The sequence below is a fragment of the Burkholderia lata genome (assembly GCF_902499335.1).
Classification (GTDB): domain Bacteria; phylum Pseudomonadota; class Gammaproteobacteria; order Burkholderiales; family Burkholderiaceae; genus Burkholderia; species Burkholderia lata_B.
The window spans coordinates 77,899-101,550 of the sequence record NZ_CABVQK010000014.1 but is presented as its reverse complement, the minus strand read 5'-3'; the positions used below and the strand labels follow the sequence as shown (position 1 = coordinate 101,550).

General features: G+C 67.2%; 25 protein-coding genes, 1 other RNA gene and 1 riboswitch. Of the genes, 16 read left to right on the top strand and 10 right to left on the bottom strand.

All coding sequences use genetic code 11. From position 1 onward, the window contains the following. Positions 1-214: 214 nt before the first annotated feature. The 6 genes from BCO18175_RS30350 to cobA all read left to right on the top strand — a co-directional run bounded on the left by BCO18175_RS30350 (position 215) and on the right by cobA (position 6,409). On the top strand, positions 215-1,894 hold the full coding sequence (locus tag BCO18175_RS30350) for a nitrite/sulfite reductase (RefSeq protein WP_174986377.1): 1,680 nt from the start codon (positions 215-217) through the stop codon (positions 1,892-1,894). 25 nt (positions 1,895-1,919) lie between these two features. Continuing rightward, positions 1,920-2,462 carry a DUF934 domain-containing protein gene (locus BCO18175_RS30345; protein WP_174967691.1) on the top strand — a complete coding sequence of 181 codons (543 nt, stop codon included), beginning with the start codon at positions 1,920-1,922 and terminating at the stop codon, positions 2,460-2,462. After that, complete coding sequence (locus BCO18175_RS30340) at positions 2,459-3,211, top strand: phosphoadenylyl-sulfate reductase (protein ID WP_174967692.1); 753 nt, start codon at positions 2,459-2,461, stop codon at positions 3,209-3,211. Before BCO18175_RS30345 ends, BCO18175_RS30340 begins: the two co-directional genes overlap by 4 nt. A gap of 76 nt (positions 3,212-3,287) precedes the next feature. Further along, positions 3,288-4,250: a sulfate adenylyltransferase subunit CysD gene (gene cysD, locus BCO18175_RS30335; RefSeq protein ID WP_174967693.1), complete on the top strand. Its 963-nt coding sequence runs from the start codon at positions 3,288-3,290 to the stop codon at positions 4,248-4,250. Between the two features lie 22 nt (positions 4,251-4,272). Continuing rightward, positions 4,273-5,589 (top strand): sulfate adenylyltransferase subunit 1, encoded by a 1,317-nt coding sequence (locus BCO18175_RS30330; protein WP_174986376.1) that lies wholly within the window; start codon positions 4,273-4,275, stop codon positions 5,587-5,589. A 70-nt stretch (positions 5,590-5,659) separates the two neighbouring features. Then, positions 5,660-6,409 carry a uroporphyrinogen-III C-methyltransferase gene (gene cobA, locus BCO18175_RS30325; protein WP_174986373.1) on the top strand — a complete coding sequence of 250 codons (750 nt, stop codon included), beginning with the start codon at positions 5,660-5,662 and terminating at the stop codon, positions 6,407-6,409. A gap of 81 nt (positions 6,410-6,490) precedes the next feature. On the opposite strand, the gene BCO18175_RS30320 is transcribed toward cobA, so the two are convergent. Genes BCO18175_RS30320 through lptF form a run of 3 tightly spaced genes read right to left on the bottom strand, consistent with a single transcriptional unit; the run spans position 6,491 to position 9,145 of the window. Further along, positions 6,491-6,874, bottom strand: a complete 384-nt coding sequence (locus BCO18175_RS30320; RefSeq protein WP_174967696.1) for a sirohydrochlorin chelatase — start codon at positions 6,872-6,874, stop codon at positions 6,491-6,493. A 27-nt stretch (positions 6,875-6,901) separates the two neighbouring features. After that, positions 6,902-8,050, bottom strand: a complete 1,149-nt coding sequence (gene lptG / locus BCO18175_RS30315; RefSeq protein WP_174986371.1) for an LPS export ABC transporter permease LptG — start codon at positions 8,048-8,050, stop codon at positions 6,902-6,904. A 3-nt stretch (positions 8,051-8,053) separates the two neighbouring features. Further along, the gene (gene lptF / locus BCO18175_RS30310) at positions 8,054-9,145 is read right to left on the bottom strand and encodes an LPS export ABC transporter permease LptF (protein ID WP_174986369.1); all 1,092 of its coding nucleotides are present in this window, start codon (positions 9,143-9,145) and stop codon (positions 8,054-8,056) included. Positions 9,146-9,267: 122 nt separating this feature from the next. Here lptF and BCO18175_RS30305 point away from each other — a divergent pair, with 122 nt between their 5' ends. From BCO18175_RS30305 to BCO18175_RS30295, 3 genes are read left to right on the top strand one after another with little or no spacing between them, the layout of a single operon-like run. Then, a complete protein-coding gene (locus BCO18175_RS30305; RefSeq protein WP_174986367.1) occupies positions 9,268-10,779 on the top strand; it encodes a leucyl aminopeptidase in 1,512 nt (503 codons plus the stop codon). Between the two features lie 34 nt (positions 10,780-10,813). Further along, on the top strand, positions 10,814-11,230 hold the full coding sequence (locus BCO18175_RS30300) for a DNA polymerase III subunit chi (protein ID WP_174916392.1): 417 nt from the start codon (positions 10,814-10,816) through the stop codon (positions 11,228-11,230). Between the two features lie 25 nt (positions 11,231-11,255). Further along, positions 11,256-12,032, top strand: a complete 777-nt coding sequence (locus tag BCO18175_RS30295; RefSeq protein ID WP_174986365.1) for a DUF2486 family protein — start codon at positions 11,256-11,258, stop codon at positions 12,030-12,032. Between the two features lie 140 nt (positions 12,033-12,172). On the opposite strand, the gene BCO18175_RS30290 is transcribed toward BCO18175_RS30295, so the two are convergent. Both BCO18175_RS30290 and ilvD read right to left on the bottom strand, forming a co-directional pair. Continuing rightward, positions 12,173-12,499 carry a c-type cytochrome gene (locus tag BCO18175_RS30290; RefSeq protein WP_174916394.1) on the bottom strand — a complete coding sequence of 109 codons (327 nt, stop codon included), beginning with the start codon at positions 12,497-12,499 and terminating at the stop codon, positions 12,173-12,175. A gap of 127 nt (positions 12,500-12,626) precedes the next feature. Next, on the bottom strand, positions 12,627-14,300 hold the full coding sequence (gene ilvD / locus BCO18175_RS30285) for a dihydroxy-acid dehydratase (protein ID WP_174986363.1): 1,674 nt from the start codon (positions 14,298-14,300) through the stop codon (positions 12,627-12,629). Between the two features lie 135 nt (positions 14,301-14,435). Here ilvD and BCO18175_RS30280 point away from each other — a divergent pair, with 135 nt between their 5' ends. Together BCO18175_RS30280 and lgt are read left to right on the top strand one after the other, a co-directional pair. Then, positions 14,436-15,350: a LysR substrate-binding domain-containing protein gene (locus BCO18175_RS30280; RefSeq protein WP_174916396.1), complete on the top strand. Its 915-nt coding sequence runs from the start codon at positions 14,436-14,438 to the stop codon at positions 15,348-15,350. A gap of 89 nt (positions 15,351-15,439) precedes the next feature. Then, positions 15,440-16,330 (top strand): prolipoprotein diacylglyceryl transferase, encoded by an 891-nt coding sequence (lgt, locus tag BCO18175_RS30275; RefSeq protein ID WP_174986361.1) that lies wholly within the window; start codon positions 15,440-15,442, stop codon positions 16,328-16,330. 111 nt (positions 16,331-16,441) lie between these two features. Here the strand turns inward: lgt and BCO18175_RS30270 are convergent, their stop codons facing one another. From BCO18175_RS30270 to BCO18175_RS30250, 5 genes are all read right to left on the bottom strand, one after another. Beyond that, positions 16,442-17,182, bottom strand: coding sequence for an SIMPL domain-containing protein (locus tag BCO18175_RS30270; RefSeq protein ID WP_174916398.1), 741 nt, complete (start codon positions 17,180-17,182; stop codon positions 16,442-16,444). A 181-nt stretch (positions 17,183-17,363) separates the two neighbouring features. Next, the gene (locus BCO18175_RS30265) at positions 17,364-17,825 is read right to left on the bottom strand and encodes an EVE domain-containing protein (protein WP_174916399.1); all 462 of its coding nucleotides are present in this window, start codon (positions 17,823-17,825) and stop codon (positions 17,364-17,366) included. 71 nt (positions 17,826-17,896) lie between these two features. Then, positions 17,897-18,078: non-coding RNA, 6S RNA (ssrS, locus tag BCO18175_RS30260), on the bottom strand. 80 nt (positions 18,079-18,158) lie between these two features. After that, on the bottom strand, positions 18,159-18,473 hold the full coding sequence (locus tag BCO18175_RS30255) for a cell division protein ZapA (protein WP_006478091.1): 315 nt from the start codon (positions 18,471-18,473) through the stop codon (positions 18,159-18,161). Further along, entirely contained in the window at positions 18,470-18,820 is a 351-nt protein-coding gene (locus tag BCO18175_RS30250; protein WP_174916400.1) for an ATPase, read from the bottom strand. The genes BCO18175_RS30255 and BCO18175_RS30250 overlap by 4 nt, the downstream gene beginning before the upstream one ends. A 154-nt stretch (positions 18,821-18,974) precedes the next feature. Beyond that, positions 18,975-19,225, top strand: a riboswitch (cobalamin riboswitch). A 159-nt stretch (positions 19,226-19,384) separates the two neighbouring features. Here BCO18175_RS30250 and BCO18175_RS30245 point away from each other — a divergent pair. From BCO18175_RS30245 to cobC, 5 genes are read left to right on the top strand one after another with little or no spacing between them, the layout of a single operon-like run. Continuing rightward, the gene (locus BCO18175_RS30245; RefSeq protein ID WP_174986359.1) at positions 19,385-20,383 is read left to right on the top strand and encodes a FecCD family ABC transporter permease; all 999 of its coding nucleotides are present in this window, start codon (positions 19,385-19,387) and stop codon (positions 20,381-20,383) included. Continuing rightward, positions 20,380-21,195 (top strand): ABC transporter ATP-binding protein, encoded by an 816-nt coding sequence (locus BCO18175_RS30240; RefSeq protein WP_174986358.1) that lies wholly within the window; start codon positions 20,380-20,382, stop codon positions 21,193-21,195. The genes BCO18175_RS30245 and BCO18175_RS30240 overlap by 4 nt, the downstream gene beginning before the upstream one ends. A gap of 52 nt (positions 21,196-21,247) precedes the next feature. Next, a complete protein-coding gene (gene cobT / locus BCO18175_RS30235; RefSeq protein ID WP_174916403.1) occupies positions 21,248-22,303 on the top strand; it encodes a nicotinate-nucleotide--dimethylbenzimidazole phosphoribosyltransferase in 1,056 nt (351 codons plus the stop codon). Then, entirely contained in the window at positions 22,293-23,069 is a 777-nt protein-coding gene (locus tag BCO18175_RS30230) for an adenosylcobinamide-GDP ribazoletransferase (protein WP_174986356.1), read from the top strand. Before cobT ends, BCO18175_RS30230 begins: the two co-directional genes overlap by 11 nt. Next, positions 23,054-23,638, top strand: a complete 585-nt coding sequence (gene cobC, locus BCO18175_RS30225) for an alpha-ribazole phosphatase (protein WP_174986354.1) — start codon at positions 23,054-23,056, stop codon at positions 23,636-23,638. Before BCO18175_RS30230 ends, cobC begins: the two co-directional genes overlap by 16 nt. Positions 23,639-23,652: the final 14 nt, after the last annotated feature.

Here is a 23,652-nt window from a genome sequence, read left to right as displayed (position 1 = left end):
TTATAACCCTTCCGCATATCAACAGAATTTTTTAGTCGTTTGAAATATAAGGCGAGTTTATTACGATTCACCGGAGTTTTTCAAATATGGATATCTGTTTTCGTCATTAGCAATCCACCCGGCAGCGGATGGGGGCGGTGACAGCGGAACGGAGATTCGGGCGCGACGTGGCTAGGACGTCGCGCGGTCACCACGAAAACCCTGGGGTCCCCGAATGTATCAGTACGACCAATACGACCAGACGATCGTCGACGAGCGTGTCGCGCAGTACCGCGATCAGGTGCGCCGCCGGCTGTCGGGCGAGTTGAGCGAAGAAGAGTTCCGTCCGCTGCGCCTGCAGAACGGCCTGTACATGCAGCGCCACGCGTACATGCACCGCATCGCGATTCCGTATGGCAACCTGCGCAGCGACCAGCTCCGGATGCTGGCGCGCATCGCCCGCGAACACGACCGCGGCTACGGCCACTTCTCGACCCGCTCGAACATCCAGTTCAACTGGATCGAGCTGGAAGACACGCCCGAGATCCTCGCGAAGCTCGCGTCGGTGCAGATGCACGGCATCCAGACGTCGGGCAACTGCATCCGCAACATCACGGCCGACCAGTTCGCGGGTGTTGCCCAGGACGAAGAGATCGATCCGCGTCCGTGGTCGGAAATCCTGCGTCAGTGGTCGACGTTCCATCCCGAATTCGCGTGGCTGCCGCGCAAGTTCAAGATCGCGGTGTCGGGCTCGAAGGACGACCGCGCGGCCGTGCAGATCCACGACCTCGGCGTGTACCTGAAGAAGAACGCGCAGGGCGAGGTGGTCGCGAGCATCCTCGCGGGTGGCGGCCTCGGCCGGACGCCGATCATCGGCGCGGTGATCAAGGAAGACCTGCCGTGGCAGCACCTGATCACCTACTGCGAAGCCGTGCTGCGCGTATACAACCGCTACGGCCGCCGCGACAACCTGTACAAGGCGCGTATCAAGATCCTCGTGAAGGCGCTGTCGCCCGCGAAGTTCGCGCAGCAGGTCGAGGAAGAGTGGCAGCACCTGAAGGACGGCCCGTCGACGCTCACGCAGGCGGAAGTCGATCGCGTGTCGCAGTACTTCCAGCCGCCCGTCTACGAGAAGCTGGCCGACACCGACGCATCGTTCGAACAGCACCTGCTCGAGAACAAGGCATTCGCGCGCTGGGTCGAGCGTAATGTCGCGCCGCACAAGGTGGCCGGCTACGCAGCCGTCACGCTGTCGCTGAAGGATCACCGCGTCGCTCCGGGCGATGCGACCGACCAGCAGATGGAGCTGGTGGCCGACTGGGCCGACGCATACTCGTTCGGCGAGCTGCGCGTGTCGCACGAGCAGAACCTGATTCTCGCGAACGTGAAGAAGCGCGACCTGTTCGCGGTGTGGGAAAAGGCGAAGGCCGCCGGTTTCGCGACGCCGAACATCGGCCTCCTGACCGACATCATCGCGTGCCCGGGCGGCGACTTCTGCTCGCTCGCGAACGCGAAGTCGATCCCGATCGCGCTGGCGATCCAGCAGCGTTTCGACGATCTCGACTATGTGTACGACCTCGGCGACCTGTCGCTGAACATTTCCGGTTGCATGAACTCGTGCGGTCACCACCACGTCGGCAACATCGGCATCCTCGGCGTCGACAAGGACGGCGCCGAGTGGTACCAGGTGTCGCTCGGCGGCGAGCAGGGCACGGGCCAGAACGGCGCGCGCCTCGGCCGCGTGATCGGGCCGTCGTTCTCGGCGGAAGAAGTGCCCGACGTGATCGCGAAGCTGATCGACACGTTCGTCGAATCGCGCGTCGACGGCGAACGCTTCGTCGACACGTACGACCGCATCGGCATCGCGCCGTTCAAGGAGCGCGTGTATGCGGCGCGCCAGGCAGTGAACGCGTAACCAACCGGGTAGAAGGAATTAGCAGATGGCTTCGATTATCAAGAACCGCGCAGTGATCGACGATGCATGGCAGGTCGTGCGCGCGGCGGAAGACGGTGCGCTGCCCGCGGTCGACGCGTTGCCGGCCGGCAAGGTGCTGGTGCCGTTCGCGTTGTGGCAGGCCGAGCGCGCGGCGCTCGTCGCCGCGAAGACGAAGGACGAGCTCGGCGTGTGGCTCGCACCGGACAGCGAGCCGGCCGATCTCGTGGCCGATTTCGGCGCGATTTCGCTGATCGCCGTCGAGTTCCCGCGCTTCGCGGACGGCCGCGGCTACAGCATCGCGCGCCTGCTGCGCGAGCGTCACGGCTGGACGGGTGAACTGCGCGCGATCGGCGACGTGCTGCGCGACCAGTTGCTGTACATGTCGCGTTGCGGCTTCGACGCGTATGCGGTGCGCGCCGACAAGGACATCCACGACGCGCTGAATGCGTTCACGGAATTCACGCAGCGTTACCAGGGCGCGTTCGACGAGCCGGCGCCGCTGTTCCGCCGCCGCGCCGCCGCGGCCGACGCCAAGGTGGGCGCATGAGCACCGCGACCGCCACCGCGCTGACGCCGGAACTCGCCGCGAAGGTCGAGCGCCTCGACGCGCTGCTCGCGCAGATCGGTGCCCGCCACGAGAAGGTGAAGTTCGCGAGCAGCCTCGCGGCGGAAGACATGCTGCTGACGCATGCGATCCTGTCGAAGGGCGTGCGAATCGGCATCTTCTCGCTGAACACGGGCCGCCTGCACGCGGAAACGCTCGGCATGATCGACCGGGTGCGCGAGCGCTACGGCTACGAGATCGAGCAGTTCCATCCGCAACAGGACGCGGTCGACCAGTACGTCGCCGAGCACGGCCTGAACGCGTTCTACGAGAGCGTCGAGCTGCGCAAGTCGTGCTGCCACATCCGCAAGGTCGAGCCGTTGAACCGCGCGCTGTCGGACGTCGGCGCATGGGTCACGGGCCAGCGCCGCGAACAGTCGGTCACGCGTGCCGAGCTGCACGAGGAAGAACAGGACGAAGCGCGCGGGATCGCGAAGTACAACCCGCTCGCCGACTGGACGGAAAGCGACGTGTGGACGTACCTTAACGCGTTTGACGTGCCGGTGAATCCGCTGCATGCGCGCGGCTACCCGAGTATCGGCTGCGAGCCTTGTACGCGGGCGATCCGTCCCGGCGAGGACAGCCGTGCGGGCCGCTGGTGGTGGGAGTCGCGCGATACGAAGGAATGCGGGCTGCACATCACGACGATCACGCCGATTCCCGCGGAAGCCGTTGCCGGCGCCTCGCACTGAAAGCCTGACAAGAAACTGAATATTGCGCCGCCTGCGACAGCGGGCGGCACGAACCCAGAAGAGAAGGACTGAAATCATGAGCACGACGCTCGAGCAATCCGCCTTTGCCCCGCCCACCGGTGCCGACAACCGCATGGGCCACCTCGACTGGCTCGAAGCCGAGTCGATCCACATCCTGCGCGAACTGGTCGCCGAATGCAGCAAGCCGGCACTGTTGTTCTCGGGCGGCAAGGATTCGGTCGTCGTGCTGCATCTGGCACTGAAGGCATTCGGCCTCGGCGCGAACCGCAAGACGACGCTGCCGTTCCCGCTCGTGCACATCGACACGGGCCACAACTACGAAGAAGTGATCGACTTCCGCGATCGCCGCGCGAAAGAGCTCGGCGCCGAGCTGGTTGTCGGCCATGTCGAGGATTCGATCAAGCGCGGCACGGTCGTGCTGCGCCGCGAAACCGATTCGCGCAATGCCGCGCAGGCCGTCACGCTGCTCGAGACGATCGAGCAGTACGGCTACACGGCGCTGATCGGCGGCGCGCGCCGCGACGAAGAGAAGGCGCGTGCGAAGGAACGCATCTTCTCGTTCCGCGACGAATTCGGCCAGTGGGATCCGAAGGCACAGCGCCCGGAACTGTGGAGCCTGTACAACGCGCGCCTGCACAAGGGCGAGCACCTGCGCGTGTTCCCGATCTCGAACTGGACCGAGCTCGACGTGTGGCAGTACATCGCGCGCGAAAACCTCGAACTGCCGTCGATCTATTACGCGCACGAGCGCGAGATCGTGCGCCGCAACGGGCTGCTCGTGCCCGTCACGCCGCTCACGCCGATGCGTGACGGCGAGACGAGCGAGCTCGCGCAGGTGCGCTTCCGCACGGTCGGCGACATTTCCTGCACGTGCCCGGTCGAGAGCGACGCGGACGACGTCGAGAAGATCATCGCCGAGACGGCGGTGACCGAGATCACCGAGCGCGGCGCGACCCGGATGGACGACCAGGCATCCGAAGCCGCGATGGAACAGCGCAAGAAGCAAGGTTATTTCTGAAGCACACGAGGACATTCACACCATGAGCATCATCGAGAACAACGAAGACCTCGGCGTGCTGCGCTTCATCACCGCGGGCAGCGTCGACGATGGCAAAAGCACACTGATCGGCCGCCTGCTGTACGACAGCAAGGCCGTGCTGTCCGACCAGCTGTCCGCGCTGTCGCGCGCGAAGAACAAGCGTACGGTCGGCGACGAGCTCGACCTCGCGCTGCTGACCGACGGCCTCGAAGCCGAGCGCGAGCAGGGCATCACGATCGACGTCGCGTACCGCTACTTCGCGACCGCGAAGCGCAAGTTCATCATCGCCGATACGCCGGGCCACGAGCAGTACACGCGCAACATGGTGACGGGCGCATCGACCGCGCACGCGGCGATCATCCTGATCGACGCGACGCGCGTGACGATCGAGAACGGCGTGGCCGACCTGCTGCCGCAGACCAAGCGCCACAGCGCGATCGTCAAGCTGCTTGCGCTGCAGCACGTGATCGTCGCGATCAACAAGATGGACCTCGTCGACTACAGCGAAGCACGCTTCAACGAGATCCGCGACGCGTACGTCACGCTCGCGAAGCAGCTCGGCCTGAGCGACGTGCGCTTCGTGCCGGTGTCGGCGCTGAAGGGCGACAACATCGTCGGCGCGAGCGAGCGCATGCCGTGGTACGCGGGCGAGCCGCTGCTCGACGTGCTCGAATCGCTGCCGGTCGAGACGCAGGCGCATGACGCGCTGCGCTTCCCGGTGCAGTGGGTCGCGCGCCAGGACGGCAGCTCGGCCGACGATTTCCGCGGCTACATGGGCCGTATCGAGTCGGGCGAAGTGAAGGTCGGCGACGCGATCGCCGTGCTGCCGTCGAACCGCACGGCAACGATCGCCGAGATCGTCGCGCCGGTGCCGGGCGGCACCGCGTCCGTTCCGCACGCGTTCGCGGGCCAGACCGTGACGATCCGCCTCGCGGAAGACGTCGACGTGTCGCGCGGCGACATGTTCGTCACGTCCGGCGAGCCGGTCGAGCCGGCGAAGAAGCTCGAAGCCGATCTGTGCTGGTTCGACGAGACGCCGCTGTCGCCGCAGCGCAAGTACCTGCTGAAGCAGACCACCAGCACGGTGTTCGCGAAGATCGGCGGCGTCAAGCAGGTGCTCGACGTGCACACGCTGTCGCACGCGACCGACCGTCACGAGCTGAAGATGAACGACATCGGCCGCGTCGCGCTGACGCTGCAGAAGCCGATCGTTTGCGACACGTACGACGCGCATCCGGGTACCGGCGCGTTCGTGCTGATCGACGAGGCGACGCACCACACGGTCGCCGCAGGGATGATCCGGGCGTTCTCGGCGTAACCGGGAAACCGCGCCGCCTTGCGGCGGCGCGGGCCGGAGCCGACGTCCGCTGGAAGGCGAAGCGACAAACATGGGCAAGGTGTATCTGATCGGAGCAGGGCCGGGCGCGGCCGACCTCATCACGGTGCGCGGCGCGCGGCTGCTCGAGCAGGCGGACGTCGTGCTGCACGACGCGCTCGTCGAGCCCGCGATGCTCGACTACGCGCCGAACGCGCGCCGGATCGCGGTCGGCAAGCGCTGCGGGCAGCGCTCGACCGCGCAGCACTTCATCAACAAGCAGATCGTCGATGCGGCACGCGAGCATGCGTGCGTCGTCCGGCTGAAGGGCGGCGACCCGATGCTGTTCGGTCGTGCCGAAGAGGAGATGCGCGCACTGGAAGCGGCCGGCATCGACTACGAGGTCGTGCCGGGCATCACCGCGGCGCTGGCCGGCGCGGCGACGCTGAAGCGTTCGCTGACGCTACGCGGCGTGTCGCGCAGCGTTGCGTTCGCGACGCACAGCCGCGCGCCGGGCAGTGACGAGATCCGCGAAGCTGCGCGCGCCGATTCGATCGTCTACTACATGGGCCGCGACAGCGCACCCGGCATCGCGCAGGAACTGATCGACGCGGGCCGCGCGCCGGCGACGCCCGTGGCGATCGTCGAGGCGTGCAGCACCGCGCGCGAGCGCACGCTGACGCTGACGCTCGCGCAGATGGCGGCGGGCGACGCGCAGGCGTGGCTCGATCCTGCGGAACCGAGCCTGCTGATGATCGGCGACGCGTTCGCCGAGCGCGCCGGGCAGGCCAAGGCGGGCGATTCGCTGCGCAATGCCGCCTGAGCGGGATCCGGCTGGAGTCCCAAACGAAAAAAGCGCTGGTGCAAGCCAGCGCTTTTTCTTTGTGGGCCGCGACTGCGTGATTTACGCGTCGTCGCCGATTTGGTCGATGCAGTAGCGCGCGATCGCGTCGAGCACGCCGTCGTCTTCGCCGACGGCCGTCGCGCAGCGGATCTCGACACCCGGATGCGCGGCGCGGCATGCGTCGACGAGCTGCGGCAGGTCGCGGCGGACATGGCCGCCCTGGCCGAAGAACACGGGCACCACGGTGATGTGCGAGCAACCGGCCGCGACCTGCGCGGCGATCGCGTCACCGAGCGACGGCGTCATCAGCTCGAGGAACGCGAGCGACACGTGCGCAGCGGGGGAGGGGGCGCCGCGCAGCCGCGCGGCGAGCCGCTCGAACGGCTCGGCCCAGCGTGGGTCGCGGGCGCCATGGCCGAACAGGACGATGCCGTGCGAACTCATGTCGAAGCCTCCGTCATGACGCGGCGCTCAGTGCCGGTCGACCCACTTGAGCGAGAACAGGCCGAGCGCGAGATAGATCAGGCCCGGCGTCGCCGCGGTGAGCGGCGCGGGCCACGTGTTCAGCGTGCCGATGTGCGAGAACAGCGTATTGAGGAGCTGGAAGCTCATGCCGAGCATGATGCCGCCGAACACCTTCACGCCGACCACGCCCGCACGCGTGTGCAGGTACGCGAACGGCAGCGACAGCACGAGCATCACGAACACCGCGAACGGATACAGCAGCTTGCGCCACAGCGCGATGTCGTAGCGCTGCGTGTCCTGCTGGTTCTCGCGCAAATGCTGGATGTAGCGGAACAGGTTGATGATCGACATGCGCTCCGGCGACACGAGCAGCACCGACAGGATCTGCGGCGTCAGGTCCGAGCGCAGCCGGTATTCGGGCAGCGATACCTGCTGCGACCGGTACACGGGATTCAGCGCGTCGGCCGGCTGGCCGCTGATCGGCTTGATCGGCGTCAGCTCCGTTTCGGTGACGCCCTTCAGCAGCCAGTGGCCGGGCGGCTCGTAGCGGCCCGTCTGCGCGATCCGCACGTTGCGCAGCTCGAATTTCGAATCGAATTCGTAGATGCGCACGTTGCTGATCGTCGAGTCGGGCGACAGGCTGCCGACGTTGACGAAGCGCGTGACCTGCTCGCCGTTTTCACGGGCCGCGAGCGTGTCCTTCACCCACACACCCGACTGGAAGTTCGACGACACCGACGCGCCGAGCGCCTGCAGCCGCACGCGTTCGGACAGCTGGTCGGCGTACGGGCCGACGAATTCGCCGATCAGGTAGGTGACGATCACGAGCGGCACGCCGATCTTCAGGAGCGAGCGCAGCGCCTGGTTGGTCGCGAGGCCCGACACGCGGAAGATCGTGAATTCCGAGTTCGCAGCCATTTGCGCGAACACGTAGATCGCGCTGATCAGCGCGGCGACCGGGATGATCTCGTAGAAGCGCGATGGGGTCTGCAGCGCGACGCGCAGCACCGCGTAGCCGAACTTGTAGTTGCCGTGCCCGACCGAGTTCAGTTCGCTGATCAGGTCGAAGAAGAAGAACAGGCCCGAGAACGCGAACAGGATGAAGACGAACGTGACGTAGATCTGCCGCGCGAAGTACTTTTCATAGAGCCGCATCGATCATGCCCCCGAGCGGCCGAACAGCGCGCGTGTAAACAGCGGACGATTGCGCACGCGCAACCAGAAGATCACGGCGACGATCACCGCGACGAGCGCGTGCAGGCCGACCAGGCCGACGCCGAACGACATCTTGCCCTGCTCGATCTGCGACTGCACCACGTTCAGCAGGTTCGAGTACGTGAGGTAGATCAGCACGGCCATTACGAGGTTGATCGTGCGGCTGCGGCGCGGGTTCTGGTACGACAGCGGAATGCCGAGCACCAACAGGTTGATCGCGATCAGCGGCAGCCCCGCGCGCCACGCGAATTCCGCGAGGTTGTCGCGCGTCGGGTTGCGCAGCAGGTCCAGGGTGGGTGTGCTGTTGGTGGTCGGCACGTTGGTGACCGGCGTGCTCGTGATCTTCACGCCGTAGCGCTCGAACTCCATGATCTTGAAGTTCGGCTGGCCGGGCGTGCCGTCGTAGCGGCGGCCGTCCTCCAGGACGACGAAGCGGCTGCCGTCGTGCGTTTCCGTATGGCCCGTCTGCGACACGACCACGTTGACCTTGCCGTTCTCGGTCGAGGTCACGAACACGTTCTGCACCTTGCTCTGGTCGGGCGTCATCTTCTCGATGAAGAACACGCGGTGGTTCGCGGCCGACTCGCGGAACTGGCCCGGCGCGAGCAGCGAAATCTCGTCGCGCTGCTGGAAGCGCGCCTTGATCATCTTGCTCTGCTGGTTCGACCACGGCCAGCCGACGAACGCGAAGAAGGCGATCAGCAGCACGATCGGCGTGGCGAACACGCCGATCGGCTTGATGAGGCGCGTGAGGCTCACGCCCGACGCGAGCCACACGACCATTTCGGAGTCCCGGTACCACCGGGTCAGCACGAACAGGATCGACACGAACAGCGTGACGACGAGCATCACGGCGAGGTAGCCGATCACGGTGAGGCCGATCAGCACGAGGACGTCCCGCGGATCGATTTCACCGGACGCGGCGTAGCCGACGATGCGGATCATCATCGTCGTGAGCATGATCGTGAGCAGCACCATGAACACGGCGCCAGCCGTATACGCAAGCTCGCGCTGGAGGGAGCGTTCGAAGATCATTCTTGATGAGAAGAGGGCGGGAGGCTGCGCACGCGTGGTGGAGCGCTCGCGCCGCCACGGGAAAAATAGCGGATAATTGCGGCTTTCATCCTTAGCCCAGATTTTATCCGAGGACAAGCGCGATGGACTTTAGCATAAAAGGCTGTGATTGGAGCAAAGGCGAGGCCAAGGGGTTCCTGACCGGGAAGTCCGACTGCATCGTGCTCGGCATCTTCGAGGCGCAGACCCTCTCGGGCGCGGCGCTCGACATCGACACGGCCACCAAGGGGCTGATTTCGCGCGTGGTGAAGGCCGGCGACATGGACGGCAAGCGCGGCAAGACGCTGTTCCTGCACGAAGTGTCGGGCATCGGCGCGTCGCGCGTGCTGCTCGTCGGCCTCGGCAAGCAGGATGCTTTCAATCAGAAAGCCTATAACGATGCCGTGACGGCCGCATGGCGCGCGCTGCTGGCGACCAAGGTCGTCCAGGTTACGTTCACGCTCGCGCAACTGCCGGTCGACGAGCGCAGCTCCGACTGGGGCGTGCGCGCGGCGATTCTTGCGCTGCGCAACGAGACCTACCGCTTCACGCAGATGAAGAGCAAGCCGGAACCGGCGTCGCATACGCTCAAGCGCGTCGTGTTCAGTGTCGATCCGTCCGACGAAAAGGCCGCGAAGGTCGCGGTCAAGCAGGCCGTTGCGCTCGCGAACGGGATGGATCTCACCCGCGACCTCGGCAACCTGCCGGGCAACGTCTGCACGCCGACCTACCTCGGCAACACCGCGAAGAAGATCGCGAAGGATTGGGGCCTGAAGGCGGAAGTGCTCGGGCTCAAGCAGATCCAGGCGCTGAAGATGGGCTCGTTCCTGTCGGTCGCGCGCGCGTCGGTCGAGCCGCCGCAGTTCATCGTGCTGCACTACCAGGGCGCCGCCGTGAAGGCCGCGCCGGTCGTGCTGGTCGGCAAGGGCATCACGTTCGACACGGGCGGCATCTCGCTGAAGCCGGGCGAGGGCATGGACGAGATGAAGTACGACATGTGCGGCGCCGGTTCCGTGCTCGGCACGATGCGTGCGGTTGCCGAGATGGGGCTGAAGATCAACGTCGTCGCGATCGTGCCGACCTGCGAGAACATGCCGGGCGGCAACGCGACGAAGCCGGGCGATATCGTCACCAGCATGAAGGGCCTGACGATCGAGGTGCTGAACACCGACGCCGAAGGCCGCCTGATCTTGTGCGACGCGCTCACGTATGCCGAGCGCTTCAAGCCGGCCGCCGTGATCGACGTTGCCACGCTGACGGGCGCGTGCGTGATCGCGCTGGGCGGCCACAACAGCGGCCTGTTCTCGACGGACGACGCGCTCGCGGGCGAACTGCTCGACGCGTCGCGCGAAGCGAACGACCCGGCATGGCGTATGCCGCTCGACGACGAGTACCAGGATCAGCTGAAGTCGAACTTCGCGGATCTCGCGAACATCGGCGGGCGTCCGGCCGGCGCCGTGACGGCCGCGTGCTTCCTGTCGCGCTTCACCGAAAGCTATCCGTGGGCCCACCTCGACATCGCGGGCACCGCATGGAAGGGTGGTGCGGCGAAGGGCGCGACGGGCCGTCCGGTGCCGCTGCTCGCGCAGTTCCTGATCGATCGCGCCGGCCAGTGATGGCGGTGCTGACGACGATGCGGGTGCACGGGCGATGACGCGGATCGATTTCCACTCGAACGTCGGCGATTCGCTCGAGTACGCGTGCCGGCTGCTGCGCAAGGCCTACCAGGCCGGGCAGCCGGTCGTCGTGCTCGCCGAGCCCGCGCGCCTGCGCGCGCTCGACGAGCGGCTCTGGACGTTTTCGCCGCTCGATTTCATCCCGCATTGCGGTGTCGACAGCGAGCATGCAGCCGGCACGCCGATCGTGCTGGCCGCGGATCTCGACCGCGCACCGCATCATCATGTGCTGCTGAACCTCGGCGCAGCCGTGCCCGCGCAGTTCGCCCGCTTCGAGCGCCTGCTCGAAGTGGTCGGCAACGCGCCGGACGAGCTGGCCGCGGGCCGCGACCGCTACCGGTTCTACCGCGACCGCGGCTACGCGCTGAACAACTACAAGCAGGGCGGCTAGCCGCAACCGTCGACGGAGTGTTCCCGTGACCGAAGCCGATTCATCCTCGATCCCGACGCTGACCGACGTGCTGGTGCCGGGCAAGCCGGTGCCGGCGCGCTCGATCGCGCCCGCTGTGCCGCAACCGCCTGCCGGTGCGGCGATTCCGGTGCTCACCGACGTGGTCGCCCCGCACGCCGTCAGTGCGGCGCCGGCCGATTCCGTTCAAAGTGAACTTGACCCCGATTCCGTCGTGGTCGAACCCGTGCCGACGCCGCACGTGCCGGCGGTCGAACTGCCGGCGGTCGAACTGCCGGGCGACGTGGCGACCGCTGCGGCGGCTTCCATGGGCGAGACCGATGCGCCGGCCGAACCCGGCGCCGCGGAGCATGTGGTGGCCGAAGATTCGGCGGCGATGAGTGCGCCGCTGCAATCGTCGCTGGCCGACGACGATGTGCCGCAACACGCGTTTGCCGCGGTGGCACACGAGGCGGTCGGGCACGCGCATGAAGCGCACATGCCGGAGGCCGTCGTACCGGCCGCCGCGCCGCAGCCGGATGTGCAGGCCGCAGCTGGCCTGACGCCGGAAGATGCGCAGCACATCGCCGAGCGCCTGCGCAATCGCCTGACGAACTATCTGACCGGGGAAGGGCGCGACGCCATCGAGGCCCGTTGTCGCGATGCGCTGCATGAGCATTCGGCCTGGCTGGTCGGCCAGATCACGCGCGAAGTGGCGCTGGCGCTGGAAACCGAGGTGATGGATTGGGTTCGCGACGCGGTCGACGAAGAGATCGCACGCCGCCGCGCCGGTCACTCAGGTTGAGTGTGCGGCCGTTCCGGCGGAAAACGGGGAGCGATTCCAGTAAGGGGCGGTGAAGCGGTCGGCGAGGTTTGAGCCAGCCCGGGCAGGCCCGCCTGTCGGCAGCATCCCGCACGGAGGCTATTCCGGCCCAGGGTGTCCGGTCAGCGCACCGACAGCACCCATTGCGCGAGCGTGTGGGCTTCGCTGTTCGTCAGTTGCGTATTGGCGGGCATCGGCACGCTGCCCCATACGCCGACGCTGCCTTTCACGATCGACTGGGCAAGGTAATCGACGGCGTCGCCGCGCGCCGCATACTTGCCGGCGATGTCGCGGAACGACGGGCCCATCAGCGGCTTGCCGATCGCGTGGCAGGCCATGCAGTTCTTGCGCTGGGCAAGCGCGAGCCCGTCGGCCTGGTCGGCACGCGCCGCCGCCGCGCTGCCGATCAGCAGCGTGGCGAGCAGGACGCGCAATATCGAGTGTTTCATGCGGTTCTCCGCCGGCGGGGACGGCCGGCTACATGGTCCGCGCATTATAAAAGCAAAGGGAAAGCGCGTTTTGCGCGTTCCCCCTGCGGCCATGTTTATCGGGGTCGCATGTTTTGATGCGCCCGCGTCAACCCGTGACGGCGCCCTTGTTCGCGGGCCGGGCCAGCGCCGCGAATTTCGCGAGCACGCCGCGTGTGTAGCGCGGCGCCGGCTGTTGCCATGCGGCGCGACGGCGCGCGAGTTCCGCGTCGTCGACGTTCAGCTGCAGCACCAGCCGGTGCGCGTCGATCGTGATCGAGTCGCCTTCCTGCACGAGCGCGATCGTGCCGCCGACGAACGCCTCGGGCGCGACGTGGCCGACCACCATCCCCCAGGTCCCGCCCGAGAAACGGCCGTCCGTGATGAAGCCGACCGATTCGCCGAGCCCCTTGCCGATGATCGCGGACGTCGGTGCGAGCATTTCCGGCATGCCGGGGCCGCCCTTCGGGCCGAGGTAGCGCAGCACGAGGATGTCGCCGGCGCGGATCCGGTCGCCGAGAATCGCATCCATCGCGCTCTGCTCGTCGTCGAACACGCGTGCCGGGCCCGTGATCACCGGATTCTTCAGGCCGGTGATTTTCGCGACCGCGCCGTCTTCCGCGAGATTGCCTTTCAGGATGGCCAGGTGGCCTTCCTTGTACAGCGCACGGTCGATCGGGAAGATCACGTCCTGGTCCGTGCGCGGCACACCGGGCACGTCCTGCAGTTCTTCGCCGATCGTACGGCCGGTGATCGTCATGCAGTCGCCGTGCAGCAGCCCCGCGTCGAGCAGGATCTTCAGCACCTGCGGAATCCCGCCGGCCCGATGCAGGTCGGTCGCGACGTACTTCCCCGACGGCTTCAGGTCGCAGATCACGGGCACGCGCTTGCGGATGCGCTCGAAGTCCTCGATCGTCCAGTCGACCTCGGCCGCGTGCGCGATCGCGAGATAGTGCAGCACCGCGTTGGTCGAGCCGCCCGTCGCCATGATCACCGACACCGCATTCTCGATCGATTCCTTCGTGATGATGTCGCGCGGCTTCAGGTCGCGTTTCACGGCTTCGACGAGCACGCGCGCCGATTCGGCGGCCGAGTCGACCTTCTCCTGGTCGGGGTTCGCCATCGTCGACGAATAGAGCAGCGACATCCCGAGCGCCTCGAACGACGAACTCATCGTGTTGGCGGTGTACATCCCGCCGCACGACCCCGACGTCGGGCAGGCGTTCTGCTCGACGCCTTCGAAATCCTCCTGCGACATCCGGCCCGCGGTGAATTCGCCGACCGCCTCGAACGACGACACGATCGTCAGGTCGCGGCCTTTCCAGTTGCCGGGGCGGATCGTGCCGCCGTATACGTAGATGCCCGGCACGTTCAGCCGCGCGAGCGCGATCATCCCGCCCGGCATGTTCTTGTCGCAGCCGCCGACGACGACCACGCCGTCCATCCATTGCCCCTGCACGCAGGTCTCGATGCAGTCGGCGATCACCTCGCGCGACACGAGCGAGTACTTCATGCCTTCGGTGCCCATCGACATGCCGTCCGAAATGGTCGGCGTGCCGAAGATCTGCGGGTTTGCGCCGGACGCCTTCACGGCCGTGACGGCCGCGTCCGACAGGCGCTGCAGGCCGGAATTGCACGGCGTGATCGTCGAATGGCCGTTCGCGATGCCGACCATCGGCTTGTCGAAATCGTCCTTCTGGTAGCCAAGTGCGTAATACATCGAGCGGTTCGGCGAGCGGGCCACGCCTTGCGTGATGTGCTTCGAGCGACGGTTGTAAGCCATGGGGGACTCCATCGTTGTCTGGGCAACGCCGGTGAACGGCGCGCCGGTTCGGATCAATCAAGAATGGAGTGTCCGGATTGGGATGTCCAATATATTATTTGTCGCTTATTAAGTCGTTTTTCGAATGAGAGAGCCATGGCCGATCCGACTCCCGACCTGCGCCAGTGGCGCTATTTCGCGACCGTCGCCGACGAGCGCCATTTCGGCCGCGCGGCCGAACGCCTGTCGATGACGCAGCCGCCGCTATCGCAGGCGATCCGCGCGCTCGAGGATGCGCTCGGCGTCGCGCTGTTCGTGCGCACCAAGCGCTCGGTGGCGCTGACGGCGGTCGGCGCGGCGCTGTTGCCCGACGTGCGCCGGCTGCTTGCGTCGGCCGATGCGTTGCCGCCGCTTGCACGACGGCTCGCACGCGGCGAGGCCGGCTCGCTGTCGCTCGCGTTCGTGTCGACCGCCGATTACGGGCTGTTGCCTTCGCTGCTGCGGGCGTTCGGCGCGCGCTATCCGCAGGTGCGGCTGCAACTCGCGGAGGCGACGAGCGACGTGCAGATCGATGAACTCGTCGCCGGCCGCATCGATGCGGGGCTCGTCATTCCGCCCGTGCCGCCGCGCCACGCGGCCGGGTTGTCGTACCTGCCCGTCGTGCGCGAGCCGCTGGTGGTGGCGATGCCGGCGGCAGCGAGCGACGCGCCCGAAGACGAGCCTGTCCATCTCGCGGAGGTCGCCGCGTTGCCGCTCGTGATCTTTCCACGTCGTTTGGCGCCCGGCTTTTATGACATCATTACGGGCTGCTACGGCGCGGCGGGGGAAACCCCGCGCATCGGCCAGGAGGCGATCCAGATGCAGACGATCGTCAGCCTCGTGTCGGCCGGCATGGGCGTCGCACTGGTGCCGCAATCGCTGCGTAACCTGCGGCGCACCGGCGTGGTCTACCGGCCGCTCGCCGGTCACGCGCCGGTCGTCGAGACGGGCCTCGTGTGGCGCACCGGCGACGTGAGCCCCGTGTTGGCCGGCTTCATCGACGTCGTGCGCGCGCAGGGCGTCGCCACATGACGTGAACGATGACGCGCCGGTGCCGTCCAAAGCGCGGTGCTGCGCGTTTGCGACGGCCGTACCGCATTCGAAAACTTCTTCGCTAACCCATGATCATTCACCCGAATTTCGACCCCGTTGCGATCCATCTCGGGCCGCTGGCCGTGCGCTGGTACGGGCTCATGTATCTCGTCGGCTTCATTGCGGCGATCGTCGTCGGCCGGATCCGCCTGAAGCTGCCGCACGTCGCGGCGCAGGGCTGGACCGCGAAGGACATCGACGACATGATGTTCTACGGCGTGCTCGGCACCGTGCTCGGCGGCCGGCTAGGCTATGTGCTGTTCTACAAGGCCGATTTCTACTTCTCGCATCCGCTCGACGTGTTCAAGGTGTGGGAAGGCGGCATGTCGTTTCACGGCGGCTTCCTCGGCGTGACGCTCGCGATGGTGCTGTTCGCGTGGCAGCGCAAGCGCCACTGGCTGCAGGTCACCGATTTCGTCGCGCCGATGGTGCCGACGGGGCTCGCGGCCGGGCGGCTCGGCAACTTCATCAACGGCGAACTGTGGGGCCGCGTGACCGATCCGTCCGCACCGTGGGCGATGCTGTTCCCGGGCGCGATGCGCGATGATGCGGCATGGTTGCCGAAGCATCCGGAGCTCGTCGAGAAGTGGCATCTCGCCGACGTGTTCATGCAATACCAGATGCTGCCGCGCCATCCTTCACAGCTCTATGAAATCGCGCTCGAGGGCATCGCGCTGTTCTTCGCGCTGTTCTTCTTCTCGCGCAAGTCGCGGCCGATGGGCGCGATCTCCGCGCTGTTCCTGATCGGCTACGGCCTCGCACGTTTCACGGTCGAGTTCGCGCGCGAGCCCGACGACTTCCTCGGCCTGCTCGCGCTCGGCCTGTCGATGGGGCAGTGGCTGTCGCTGCCGATGATCCTCACGGGCATCGCCTTGATGGTCTGGGCGTATCGCCGCCGCGCGGCGAATGCCGCTGCATGATGTGATGCCGATGCACGTGCGATCGGCGCGTGCATCGACAACGCGCACGCAAATGAAAAACGCCGGCCCGAGGGCCGGCGTTTTTCATTTCGGACTGCCGTGCGCTGCGCGTTACTTCATCTGCACGGAGCCGTTGACGGTGACCGACACGGTGGCCTTGCCGCCTTCGACCGCGATCGGCGCGCTCATCTTTGCGCTGTCCATCGGTGCTGCGGCCATCGCCATCATGCGCGGGTACGGCTGCACGTTGCGGCCGCCGCCGACGTTCACGTCGCGGATCGTGTAGCTGCTGTAGCCGAATGCCTTCGCGGCTTCGTCCGCGCGGGCGCGGAACGACTTGATCGCTTCGGTCGTCAGCTTCTGCTCGGCCGCGCGCTGCGCTTCGGGCGACAGCGAGAACTCGACGTTCGCGACCTGCATCAGGTTCGACAGCTGGCCCGCAAGCTTCGACGCTGCGGCGAAATCGCGCGATTCGAGCGCGACCTCGGTGCGGCCGCGCCATGCGGAGATCTTGCCGTCGCGATCGGTGCTCGGATAGACGGAGAATGCGCCCGTGTGTGCGGTGACGCCCGACACGCCCTTCGCCTGCGACAGGGCTGCGTCGGCGCGCTGGTTCAATTGCGCGGTGAGGCTGCCCGGATCCTTGGCCTGCTGCTCGTAGAACAGCGTGATGTGGATGATGTCCTGCGGCACGTCGGCGCTGGCCTGCGACGACAGCGACAGCACGCCTGCCGGCTCCGGAAAGTGCGGGTTCGCGGATTGCGCGTGCGCGGCGGGCGACGCGAGCGTCAGCGCGACGGGAACGGCGGCGGCAAGGGCGAGCGACAGCGCGAGTGCGGATTTCTTGGTCATTGTTGGACTCCTTGTGCGAGGGCGTGCACGCGGATTGCGCGCGCACGACGCGGGCGGGCCGCGCGACGAAAAAAACGACAGCCGGCCCGATCGGCCGGCAGCGGTTGCTTAGGCTGCGCGAAAGTGCCGCGAGTTCCGTGACGGCGGCGCGTACTGACCAGATTTGACCTTTGGCGTGCGCCTACTTCATCAGCTTTTCGGTGATGAAGCGCCATTCGGCGCGCGTGACGGGCGTGATCGACAGCCGGTTGCCGCGCGCGAGCACGCGCATGTCGGCGAGTTCGTCGTGTTCGCGCAGTGCCGCAAGCGGCACGAGCGGCGATTTTTTCACGTAACGCACGTCGACGAGCAGCCAGCGCGGCGCTTCCTGATTCGACTTCGGGTCGTAATAGGGGCTTTTCGGATCGAACTGCGTGGGATCGGGGTAGGGCGTCGACGACACTTCGGCGAGGCCCGCGATGCCCGGCTCGGGGCAGCTCGAATGATAGAACAGCACGCCGTCGCCGATCTTCATCGTGTCACGCATGAAATTGCGCGCCTGATAGTTGCGCACGCCGGTCCACGGCAGCGAGCGCTGCGGTGCGTTGGCGAGATCGTCGATGCTTGCTTCGTCCGGTTCGGACTTCATCAGCCAGTATTGCATGGATCGTGATCGACGCAGAAAGAGGCTGCTACAAAAGAAAACGGCACCGGGCTTCGCCCGATGCCGTTGGATAGGCCCCCGCCTTGGCCGCTAGGCCGGCATCCTGAACCTGGGGTTCAGAATTGGTCGCAGTTAGCAGCACTTCGGGTACATCAGACAGAGTGACGCGCGCGCCCGTGCTACAAATTTCCGCAACCGTGCACATGGCATTGGTTCAAGGAATATATGACCTTGGCGAACCAGGCAGGGAAGCTGACTGAACTGTGTTTCGTTGCGCCAATTTGACCACCGTTGATCGCCGAGATCAAGGGGAATCGACGCATCGATCAAACGTTACTGCGTCTCGTGCTGTGCGAGCACCGCGCCGAGCTGTTCGTTCATCTGGTGCATTGTACGACGGATTTCTTCCGCCGGAAATGCTTCACCGTGCCGCACGCTCGTTTGCAGCCGCAGCAATTCGGACGCGAGCGACAGCGCCGCCATCACGGCGATGCGATCGGTGCCGCGTACCGAGCTGTTCGAGCGGATTTTCGACATTTCGGCGTCGACGCGCGCGACTGCTTCGAGCAGCGCCGCTTCGGTCTCGGCCGAACAGGCGAGCCGATAGGGCTGACCGAGAATCGAGACTTCGATCTGCTTGGTGCTCATGCATGTTCTCCGTGGCTGGCCGCGTCATCGCCATCCGCACGCGCCTGTGCATCCAGCAGGTCGAGCTGGTTGTCGGCTTGCTCCGCGCTTTTCGAGCGCGGGAGCTTTTCGAGAATCGCGTTCAGTTTCACCTGGGCGTCGTCGATCTTTGCCGACAAAGTGTCGCGCTCGGCTGCGAGCGCATTACGTTCGTCGCGCAGTTGCGCGAGTTCCGTGCGGACTGCGTCCGCATCCGCGCGCAATTGCGCGACCTGCTCCTCGAGCGCGAGCCGTTCCGAGTGATAGCGCTTGTTCAGCGAAATCAGACGGCCAATATTTTGAGATAGGGTTTCGAGTTCGTTGAGCATTTGCTGCGTCCTCTAAAGACCCAGCATTTTAGCGCGGAATAACGCGCAATCCGACATCTGTAACGTTTCCAGTCGTAACACCCCTGCTTCTTGCCGCGAATCAGCGCTTCCCATGCGTGTCCGGACGCTTCCTTGACGCTCGCGCGACCCGCTCCTAAACTGGCGCCGCCTCGGTGCTCGCGCGTGGAACGCGCGGTTAAACGGGAAGCAGGGCGTGGGCGCCGGAAGCCCGCCAACCTGCGCTGCCCCCGCAACGGTAAGCGGCCGCGTCCCGTGACGCAGGCCGGCTCGGGCGCGTTTCGCGTGCAGGTCGTGCATGCGGACGCGGGCCACTGCGCGTCATCGCGCGGGAAGGCGAGCCGGACCGCCGCCAGCCCGGATACCGGCCGAGACGGGAAGCCCGCAGGGGCTTCGTGACGCGTGGCCTGCGGGGAGGCGGGGCGCGCAATGCTTGATGGAATCTTCTTCGATGCTGACCCCAATCGTCCGCGCGGCGCTCAAGTCACGACCGGCCGGCAGCCGCAAGCAGGTGCGCCACACGTCGTGTGCGGCGCCGCGCGCGGCATGAGCGCCGCACGCGCCACCGCGATCTGGGCCGCGCTGGCTGCGGCGGTCGCGTTGCTGTTCGTCGCGTCGCTGTCGATCGGCAGTGTGCCGATGTCGCCATGGCAGGCGCTCGCGTCGCTCGTGCCGCATGGCGGCGACGCGCTGTTCGCCGATATCGTCCGCACGCTGCGCCTGCCGCGCGCGCTCGCGGGCTTTGCATGCGGCGCGCTGCTCGCGCTATCCGGTGCACTGCTGCAGGTGCTGTTGCGCAATCCGCTCGCGGAGCCGTACGTGCTCGGCGTGTCGGGCGGTGCGGCCGGCTTCGCGCTCGTCGCGATGATCGCGGGCGGCGCGTGGTGGCTCGTCGATGCGTCGGCGTTCGCCGGCTCGCTCGTGTCGGTCGCGCTCGTGCTCGGTCTCGCGCGCCGCGAGCTGTGGCGTGGCGAGTCGCGCGACGCGTCGCCGCGGCTGCTGCTCACGGGCGTCGTGATCGCGGCGGGGTGGGGCGCGCTCGTCACACTGCTGCTGTCGCTCGCGCCCGAAGCACGGCTGCGCGGGATCATCTTCTGGCTGACGGGCGACCTGAACGGCGTGACCGCGCCGTGGTTCGCGTGGGGTGCGCTGTTGCTGGCCGCATGCGTCGCGCTGCCGGCCGCGCCGCAACTGAACGTGCTGTTGCGCGGCGACGCGACCGCACTCGCGCTCGGCGTGCCCGTTGCGCGCCTGCGGGTGCGGATCTATCTCGTCGCGTCGCTGGCCGCCGCGGCCGCGGTGACGACAGCCGGCACGATCGGCTTTGTCGGCCTCGTCGTGCCGCATGCGCTGCGGCTCGCCTTCGGCAACGACCAGCGGATGCTGCTGCCGGCCGCGATGCTCGCGGGCGGCGGCGGCGTGATGGCGGCCGACCTGCTCGCACGCACCGCGATCGCGCCCGCGCAACTGCCGGTCGGCGTGATGACCGCATTGATCGGCGTGCCGGTGTTCCTGTGGATGTTGTTGAGGAGGCCGATGCGATGACGGGGGCCGCACTGCATGCCACCACTGACGACATGAACTACGCGGCCGTCCACCTGACGCTGAAGGCCGGCGCGCGCACGCTGCTCGACGGCTTCAGCCGGGCGTTTCGTCCCGGCGAGATCTGGTGCGTCGCCGGGCCGAACGGCGCGGGCAAGACGACGCTGCTTGCAACCCTCGCCGGGCTGCAGCCGCCGGCCGGCGGACGGGTCGAGATCGACGGCCGGCCGCTTGCCGCGTGGCCACCCGAGCAACTCGCGCAGCGCCGCGCGCTGATGCCGCAGCAACTGCACGACGCATTCAGCGCGACCGTGTTCGACACGGTGCTGCTCAACCGCTTTCCATATCTCGGCGGCTGGGGCTGGGAGCGTGACGGCGACCGCGCGGCCGCGCGCGACGCGCTGGCGACATTCGACCTGACCGCGCTCGCGTCGCGCGACGTGCTGTCGCTGTCGGGCGGCGAGCGCCAGCGCGTCGCGCTGGCCGCGACGCTGTGCCAGGACGCGCCGCTGATGCTGCTCGACGAACCGCTCGCGCATCTCGACCTGCATCACCAGATCGATTGCCTGACCGCGCTGGCCGCATGGCTCGACGCGGGCCCGCGCACGGTGCTGTTCTCGTGCCATGATCTGAATCTCGCGCGGCGTTTCGCGACGCATGCGCTGTTGCTCGACGGCCGCGGCCACGCGTGGGCCGGCCCCGTGCACGACGTACTGACACCCGAGCGCGCGAGCGATGCGTTCGGTTATCCGCTCGTGCTGATCCGCGAGAACGGCCGCGATGCGCTGCTGCCGGCATGGCCCGAGCGACAATGACCTTTCCTTTTTCGGTGCGCGGCGCACGCCGCGCCAACGACCCGGCTCTTCGATGACGACCCCGACCCCCTTCCCGCCCGCAATCGCGCCGCTCGACGATGTGCTGCGCAAGCGCCTGCAGCACGTGATCGACCACAAGACCAAGCCGCCCGGCAGCCTCGGCCAGCTCGAGGCGGTCGCGCTGCAGATCGGCCTGATCCAGCACACCGAGCGGCCGGTCGTGCAGCGTCCCGTGATGATCGTGTTTGCCGGTGATCACGGGATTGCCGCCGAGGGCGTGAGTCCTTATCCGCAAGCGGTGACCGCACAAATGGTCGCGAACTTCCTCGCCGGCGGCGCGGCGATCAACGCATTCTCGGGCGTCGCGCAGAGCACGCTCGAGATCGTCGATGCGGGCGTCGCGTCGCCGTTGCCGGTGTCCGACCGGCTGGTGTCGCTGCCGGTCGCACGCGGCACGCGCAACTTCGCGGCGGAGCCGGCGATGACGCGCGACGAGGCGATGACGGCGCTCGCGGCCGGCGCGGCGCGCGTGCGCCTGCATGCGTCGCTCGGCACGAACGTGATCGGCTTCGGCGAGATGGGGATCGCGAACACGTCGTCGGCCGCGTGCCTGATGAGCCGCCTGCTCAGCGTGCCGATCGACGCGTGCGTCGGGCGCGGCACGGGCCTCGACGACCAGGGCCTCGCGCACAAGCGCGCGGTGCTCGGCCGTGCGCTCGTCAAGCATTCGCACGCGATTGCGCCGCTCGACGTGCTCGCGACGTTCGGCGGCTTCGAGATCGCGATGATGACGGGCGCGTATCTCGCGGCCGCAAGCGAGCGGATGACGATCCTCGTCGACGGCTTCATCGCGACGGCTGCACTGCTCGTCGCCGAGCGCATCGCGCCCGGCGTGCGCGACTACTGCGTGTTCTCGCATACGTCGCACGAGGCCGGGCATCGGCGCATGCTCGAGCATTTCGGCGCGAAGCCGCTGCTCGCGCTCGACCTGCGGCTCGGCGAAGGCACGGGCGCGGCGCTCGCGCTGCCGCTCGTGCGTGCGGCGGCGGCGTTTCTCACGGAAATGGCGAGCTTCGAATCCGCCGGCGTCGACAATCGTGACGCCTGATCGCGCGCGCGGCGTGCGGGCCGAGTTGCGCTACTTCTTCGTCGCGCTCGGCTACTTCACGCGCGTGCCGGTGCCGCGCTCGATCGGCTACGCGGCCGGCGATCTCGACCAGGCCGCGCGTTATTTCCCGCTCGTCGGCGCATGCGTGGGCGCTTGGGGCGCGCTCGTGTATCTCGTCGCGTTGCGCGTGCTGCCCCCGTCGATCGCGGTCGGGCTGTCGATGGCCGCGACGCTGCTCGCGACCGGTGCATTCCACGAAGACGGCCTTGCCGACAGCTGCGATGCGTTCGGCGGCGGCTATACGCGCGACGACGTGCTGCGCATCATGCACGACTCGCGGATCGGCACGTTCGGCGCGGTCGCACTCGTGATCTCGCTCGGCGTGAAATGGCAGGCGCTTGCGTCCATGCTGCCGTTGCGTGCCGCGTGGACGATGATCGCCGCGCATGCGGCGAGCCGCGCGGCAGCGGTGAGTTTGCTGATGACGCTCGACTACGTGCGGTCCGAAGGCAAGGCGAAACCGGTCGCGCAACGGATGGGCGCACGCGCGGCTTGCGTCGCGGCGCTGTTCGGATTGCCCTGGCTGTTCTGGCCCGACTGGCGCATGGGCGTCGCCGCATGCGGTGCGCTCGTGCTCGTGCGCGCATGGGCCGCCCGCTATTTCGTGAAGCGGATTGGCGGCTATACAGGTGACTGTCTCGGCTTCACGCAGCAACTGTGCGAACTGGCGCTCTATCTCGTGGTGCTCGGATGGACGTCGTCCTGATCCGTCATCCTGCCGTCGGCGTCGAGCCGGGCATCTGCTACGGACGCAGCGACGTGCCGCTCGCCGCGCCGGCCGACGCCGGTGTGCAGGCCGTGCACGCACATCTGTCGGCGCTCCGCGCGCCCCTTCCTGAACATGTCTGGACGAGCCCGCTGACGCGCTGCGCGTCGGTTGCGGAACGGCTCGCGCAGGCATGCGGTGTGCCGTTGCGGCGCGATGCCGACTGGCAGGAAATGGATTTCGGCGCGTGGGAAATGCGGCGCTGGGACGATATCGATCGCGCGGCGCTGGATGCGTGGGCGACCGACCTGATGCATGCGTGTGCGCATGGCGGCGAAAGCGTCGCGCGGTTTGCCGCGCGGGTCGCGGGGCGGGCCGATGCCGTGGCGCAATTCGACCGGCCGCAATGGGCGGTCACGCATGCGGGTGTGATCCGCGCGTTCGCATCGCATGTACTACGCGTGCCGCTCGATACGCTGTTGTCTCGGCCCGTACCGACAGGTGGTGTCGTCTGGCTGCGTGCGGATGCTGCCGCGCGAACATGGGAAGTGGTGCACTGGGACGAATAGGTGCGCTGGCGTTC

What these genes read in the sequence shown, in the direction of transcription:
- BCO18175_RS30290 (WP_174916394.1), bottom strand. Translation starts at nt 12,499, where the DNA reads ATGAAACACTCGATATTGCGCGTCCTGCTCGCCACGCTGCTGATCGGC.
- BCO18175_RS30330 (WP_174986376.1), top strand. Translation starts at nt 4,273, where the DNA reads ATGAGCATCATCGAGAACAACGAAGACCTCGGCGTGCTGCGCTTCATC.
- BCO18175_RS30265 (WP_174916399.1), bottom strand. Translation starts at nt 17,825, where the DNA reads ATGCAATACTGGCTGATGAAGTCCGAACCGGACGAAGCAAGCATCGAC.
- BCO18175_RS30250 (WP_174916400.1), bottom strand. Translation starts at nt 18,820, where the DNA reads ATGCTCAACGAACTCGAAACCCTATCTCAAAATATTGGCCGTCTGATT.
- BCO18175_RS30320 (WP_174967696.1), bottom strand. Translation starts at nt 6,874, where the DNA reads ATGAGTTCGCACGGCATCGTCCTGTTCGGCCATGGCGCCCGCGACCCA.
- cysD (WP_174967693.1), top strand. Translation starts at nt 3,288, where the DNA reads ATGAGCACGACGCTCGAGCAATCCGCCTTTGCCCCGCCCACCGGTGCC.
- BCO18175_RS30350 (WP_174986377.1), top strand. Translation starts at nt 215, where the DNA reads ATGTATCAGTACGACCAATACGACCAGACGATCGTCGACGAGCGTGTC.
- BCO18175_RS30300 (WP_174916392.1), top strand. Translation starts at nt 10,814, where the DNA reads ATGACGCGGATCGATTTCCACTCGAACGTCGGCGATTCGCTCGAGTAC.
- BCO18175_RS30345 (WP_174967691.1), top strand. Translation starts at nt 1,920, where the DNA reads ATGGCTTCGATTATCAAGAACCGCGCAGTGATCGACGATGCATGGCAG.
- cobC (WP_174986354.1), top strand. Translation starts at nt 23,054, where the DNA reads ATGGACGTCGTCCTGATCCGTCATCCTGCCGTCGGCGTCGAGCCGGGC.
- cobA (WP_174986373.1), top strand. Translation starts at nt 5,660, where the DNA reads ATGGGCAAGGTGTATCTGATCGGAGCAGGGCCGGGCGCGGCCGACCTC.
- cobT (WP_174916403.1), top strand. Translation starts at nt 21,248, where the DNA reads ATGACGACCCCGACCCCCTTCCCGCCCGCAATCGCGCCGCTCGACGAT.
- BCO18175_RS30255 (WP_006478091.1), bottom strand. Translation starts at nt 18,473, where the DNA reads ATGAGCACCAAGCAGATCGAAGTCTCGATTCTCGGTCAGCCCTATCGG.
- lgt (WP_174986361.1), top strand. Translation starts at nt 15,440, where the DNA reads ATGATCATTCACCCGAATTTCGACCCCGTTGCGATCCATCTCGGGCCG.
- BCO18175_RS30270 (WP_174916398.1), bottom strand. Translation starts at nt 17,182, where the DNA reads ATGACCAAGAAATCCGCACTCGCGCTGTCGCTCGCCCTTGCCGCCGCC.
- BCO18175_RS30240 (WP_174986358.1), top strand. Translation starts at nt 20,380, where the DNA reads ATGACGGGGGCCGCACTGCATGCCACCACTGACGACATGAACTACGCG.
- BCO18175_RS30305 (WP_174986367.1), top strand. Translation starts at nt 9,268, where the DNA reads ATGGACTTTAGCATAAAAGGCTGTGATTGGAGCAAAGGCGAGGCCAAG.
- BCO18175_RS30280 (WP_174916396.1), top strand. Translation starts at nt 14,436, where the DNA reads ATGGCCGATCCGACTCCCGACCTGCGCCAGTGGCGCTATTTCGCGACC.
- lptG (WP_174986371.1), bottom strand. Translation starts at nt 8,050, where the DNA reads ATGCGGCTCTATGAAAAGTACTTCGCGCGGCAGATCTACGTCACGTTC.
- BCO18175_RS30245 (WP_174986359.1), top strand. Translation starts at nt 19,385, where the DNA reads ATGAGCGCCGCACGCGCCACCGCGATCTGGGCCGCGCTGGCTGCGGCG.
- ilvD (WP_174986363.1), bottom strand. Translation starts at nt 14,300, where the DNA reads ATGGCTTACAACCGTCGCTCGAAGCACATCACGCAAGGCGTGGCCCGC.
- lptF (WP_174986369.1), bottom strand. Translation starts at nt 9,145, where the DNA reads ATGATCTTCGAACGCTCCCTCCAGCGCGAGCTTGCGTATACGGCTGGC.
- BCO18175_RS30340 (WP_174967692.1), top strand. Translation starts at nt 2,459, where the DNA reads ATGAGCACCGCGACCGCCACCGCGCTGACGCCGGAACTCGCCGCGAAG.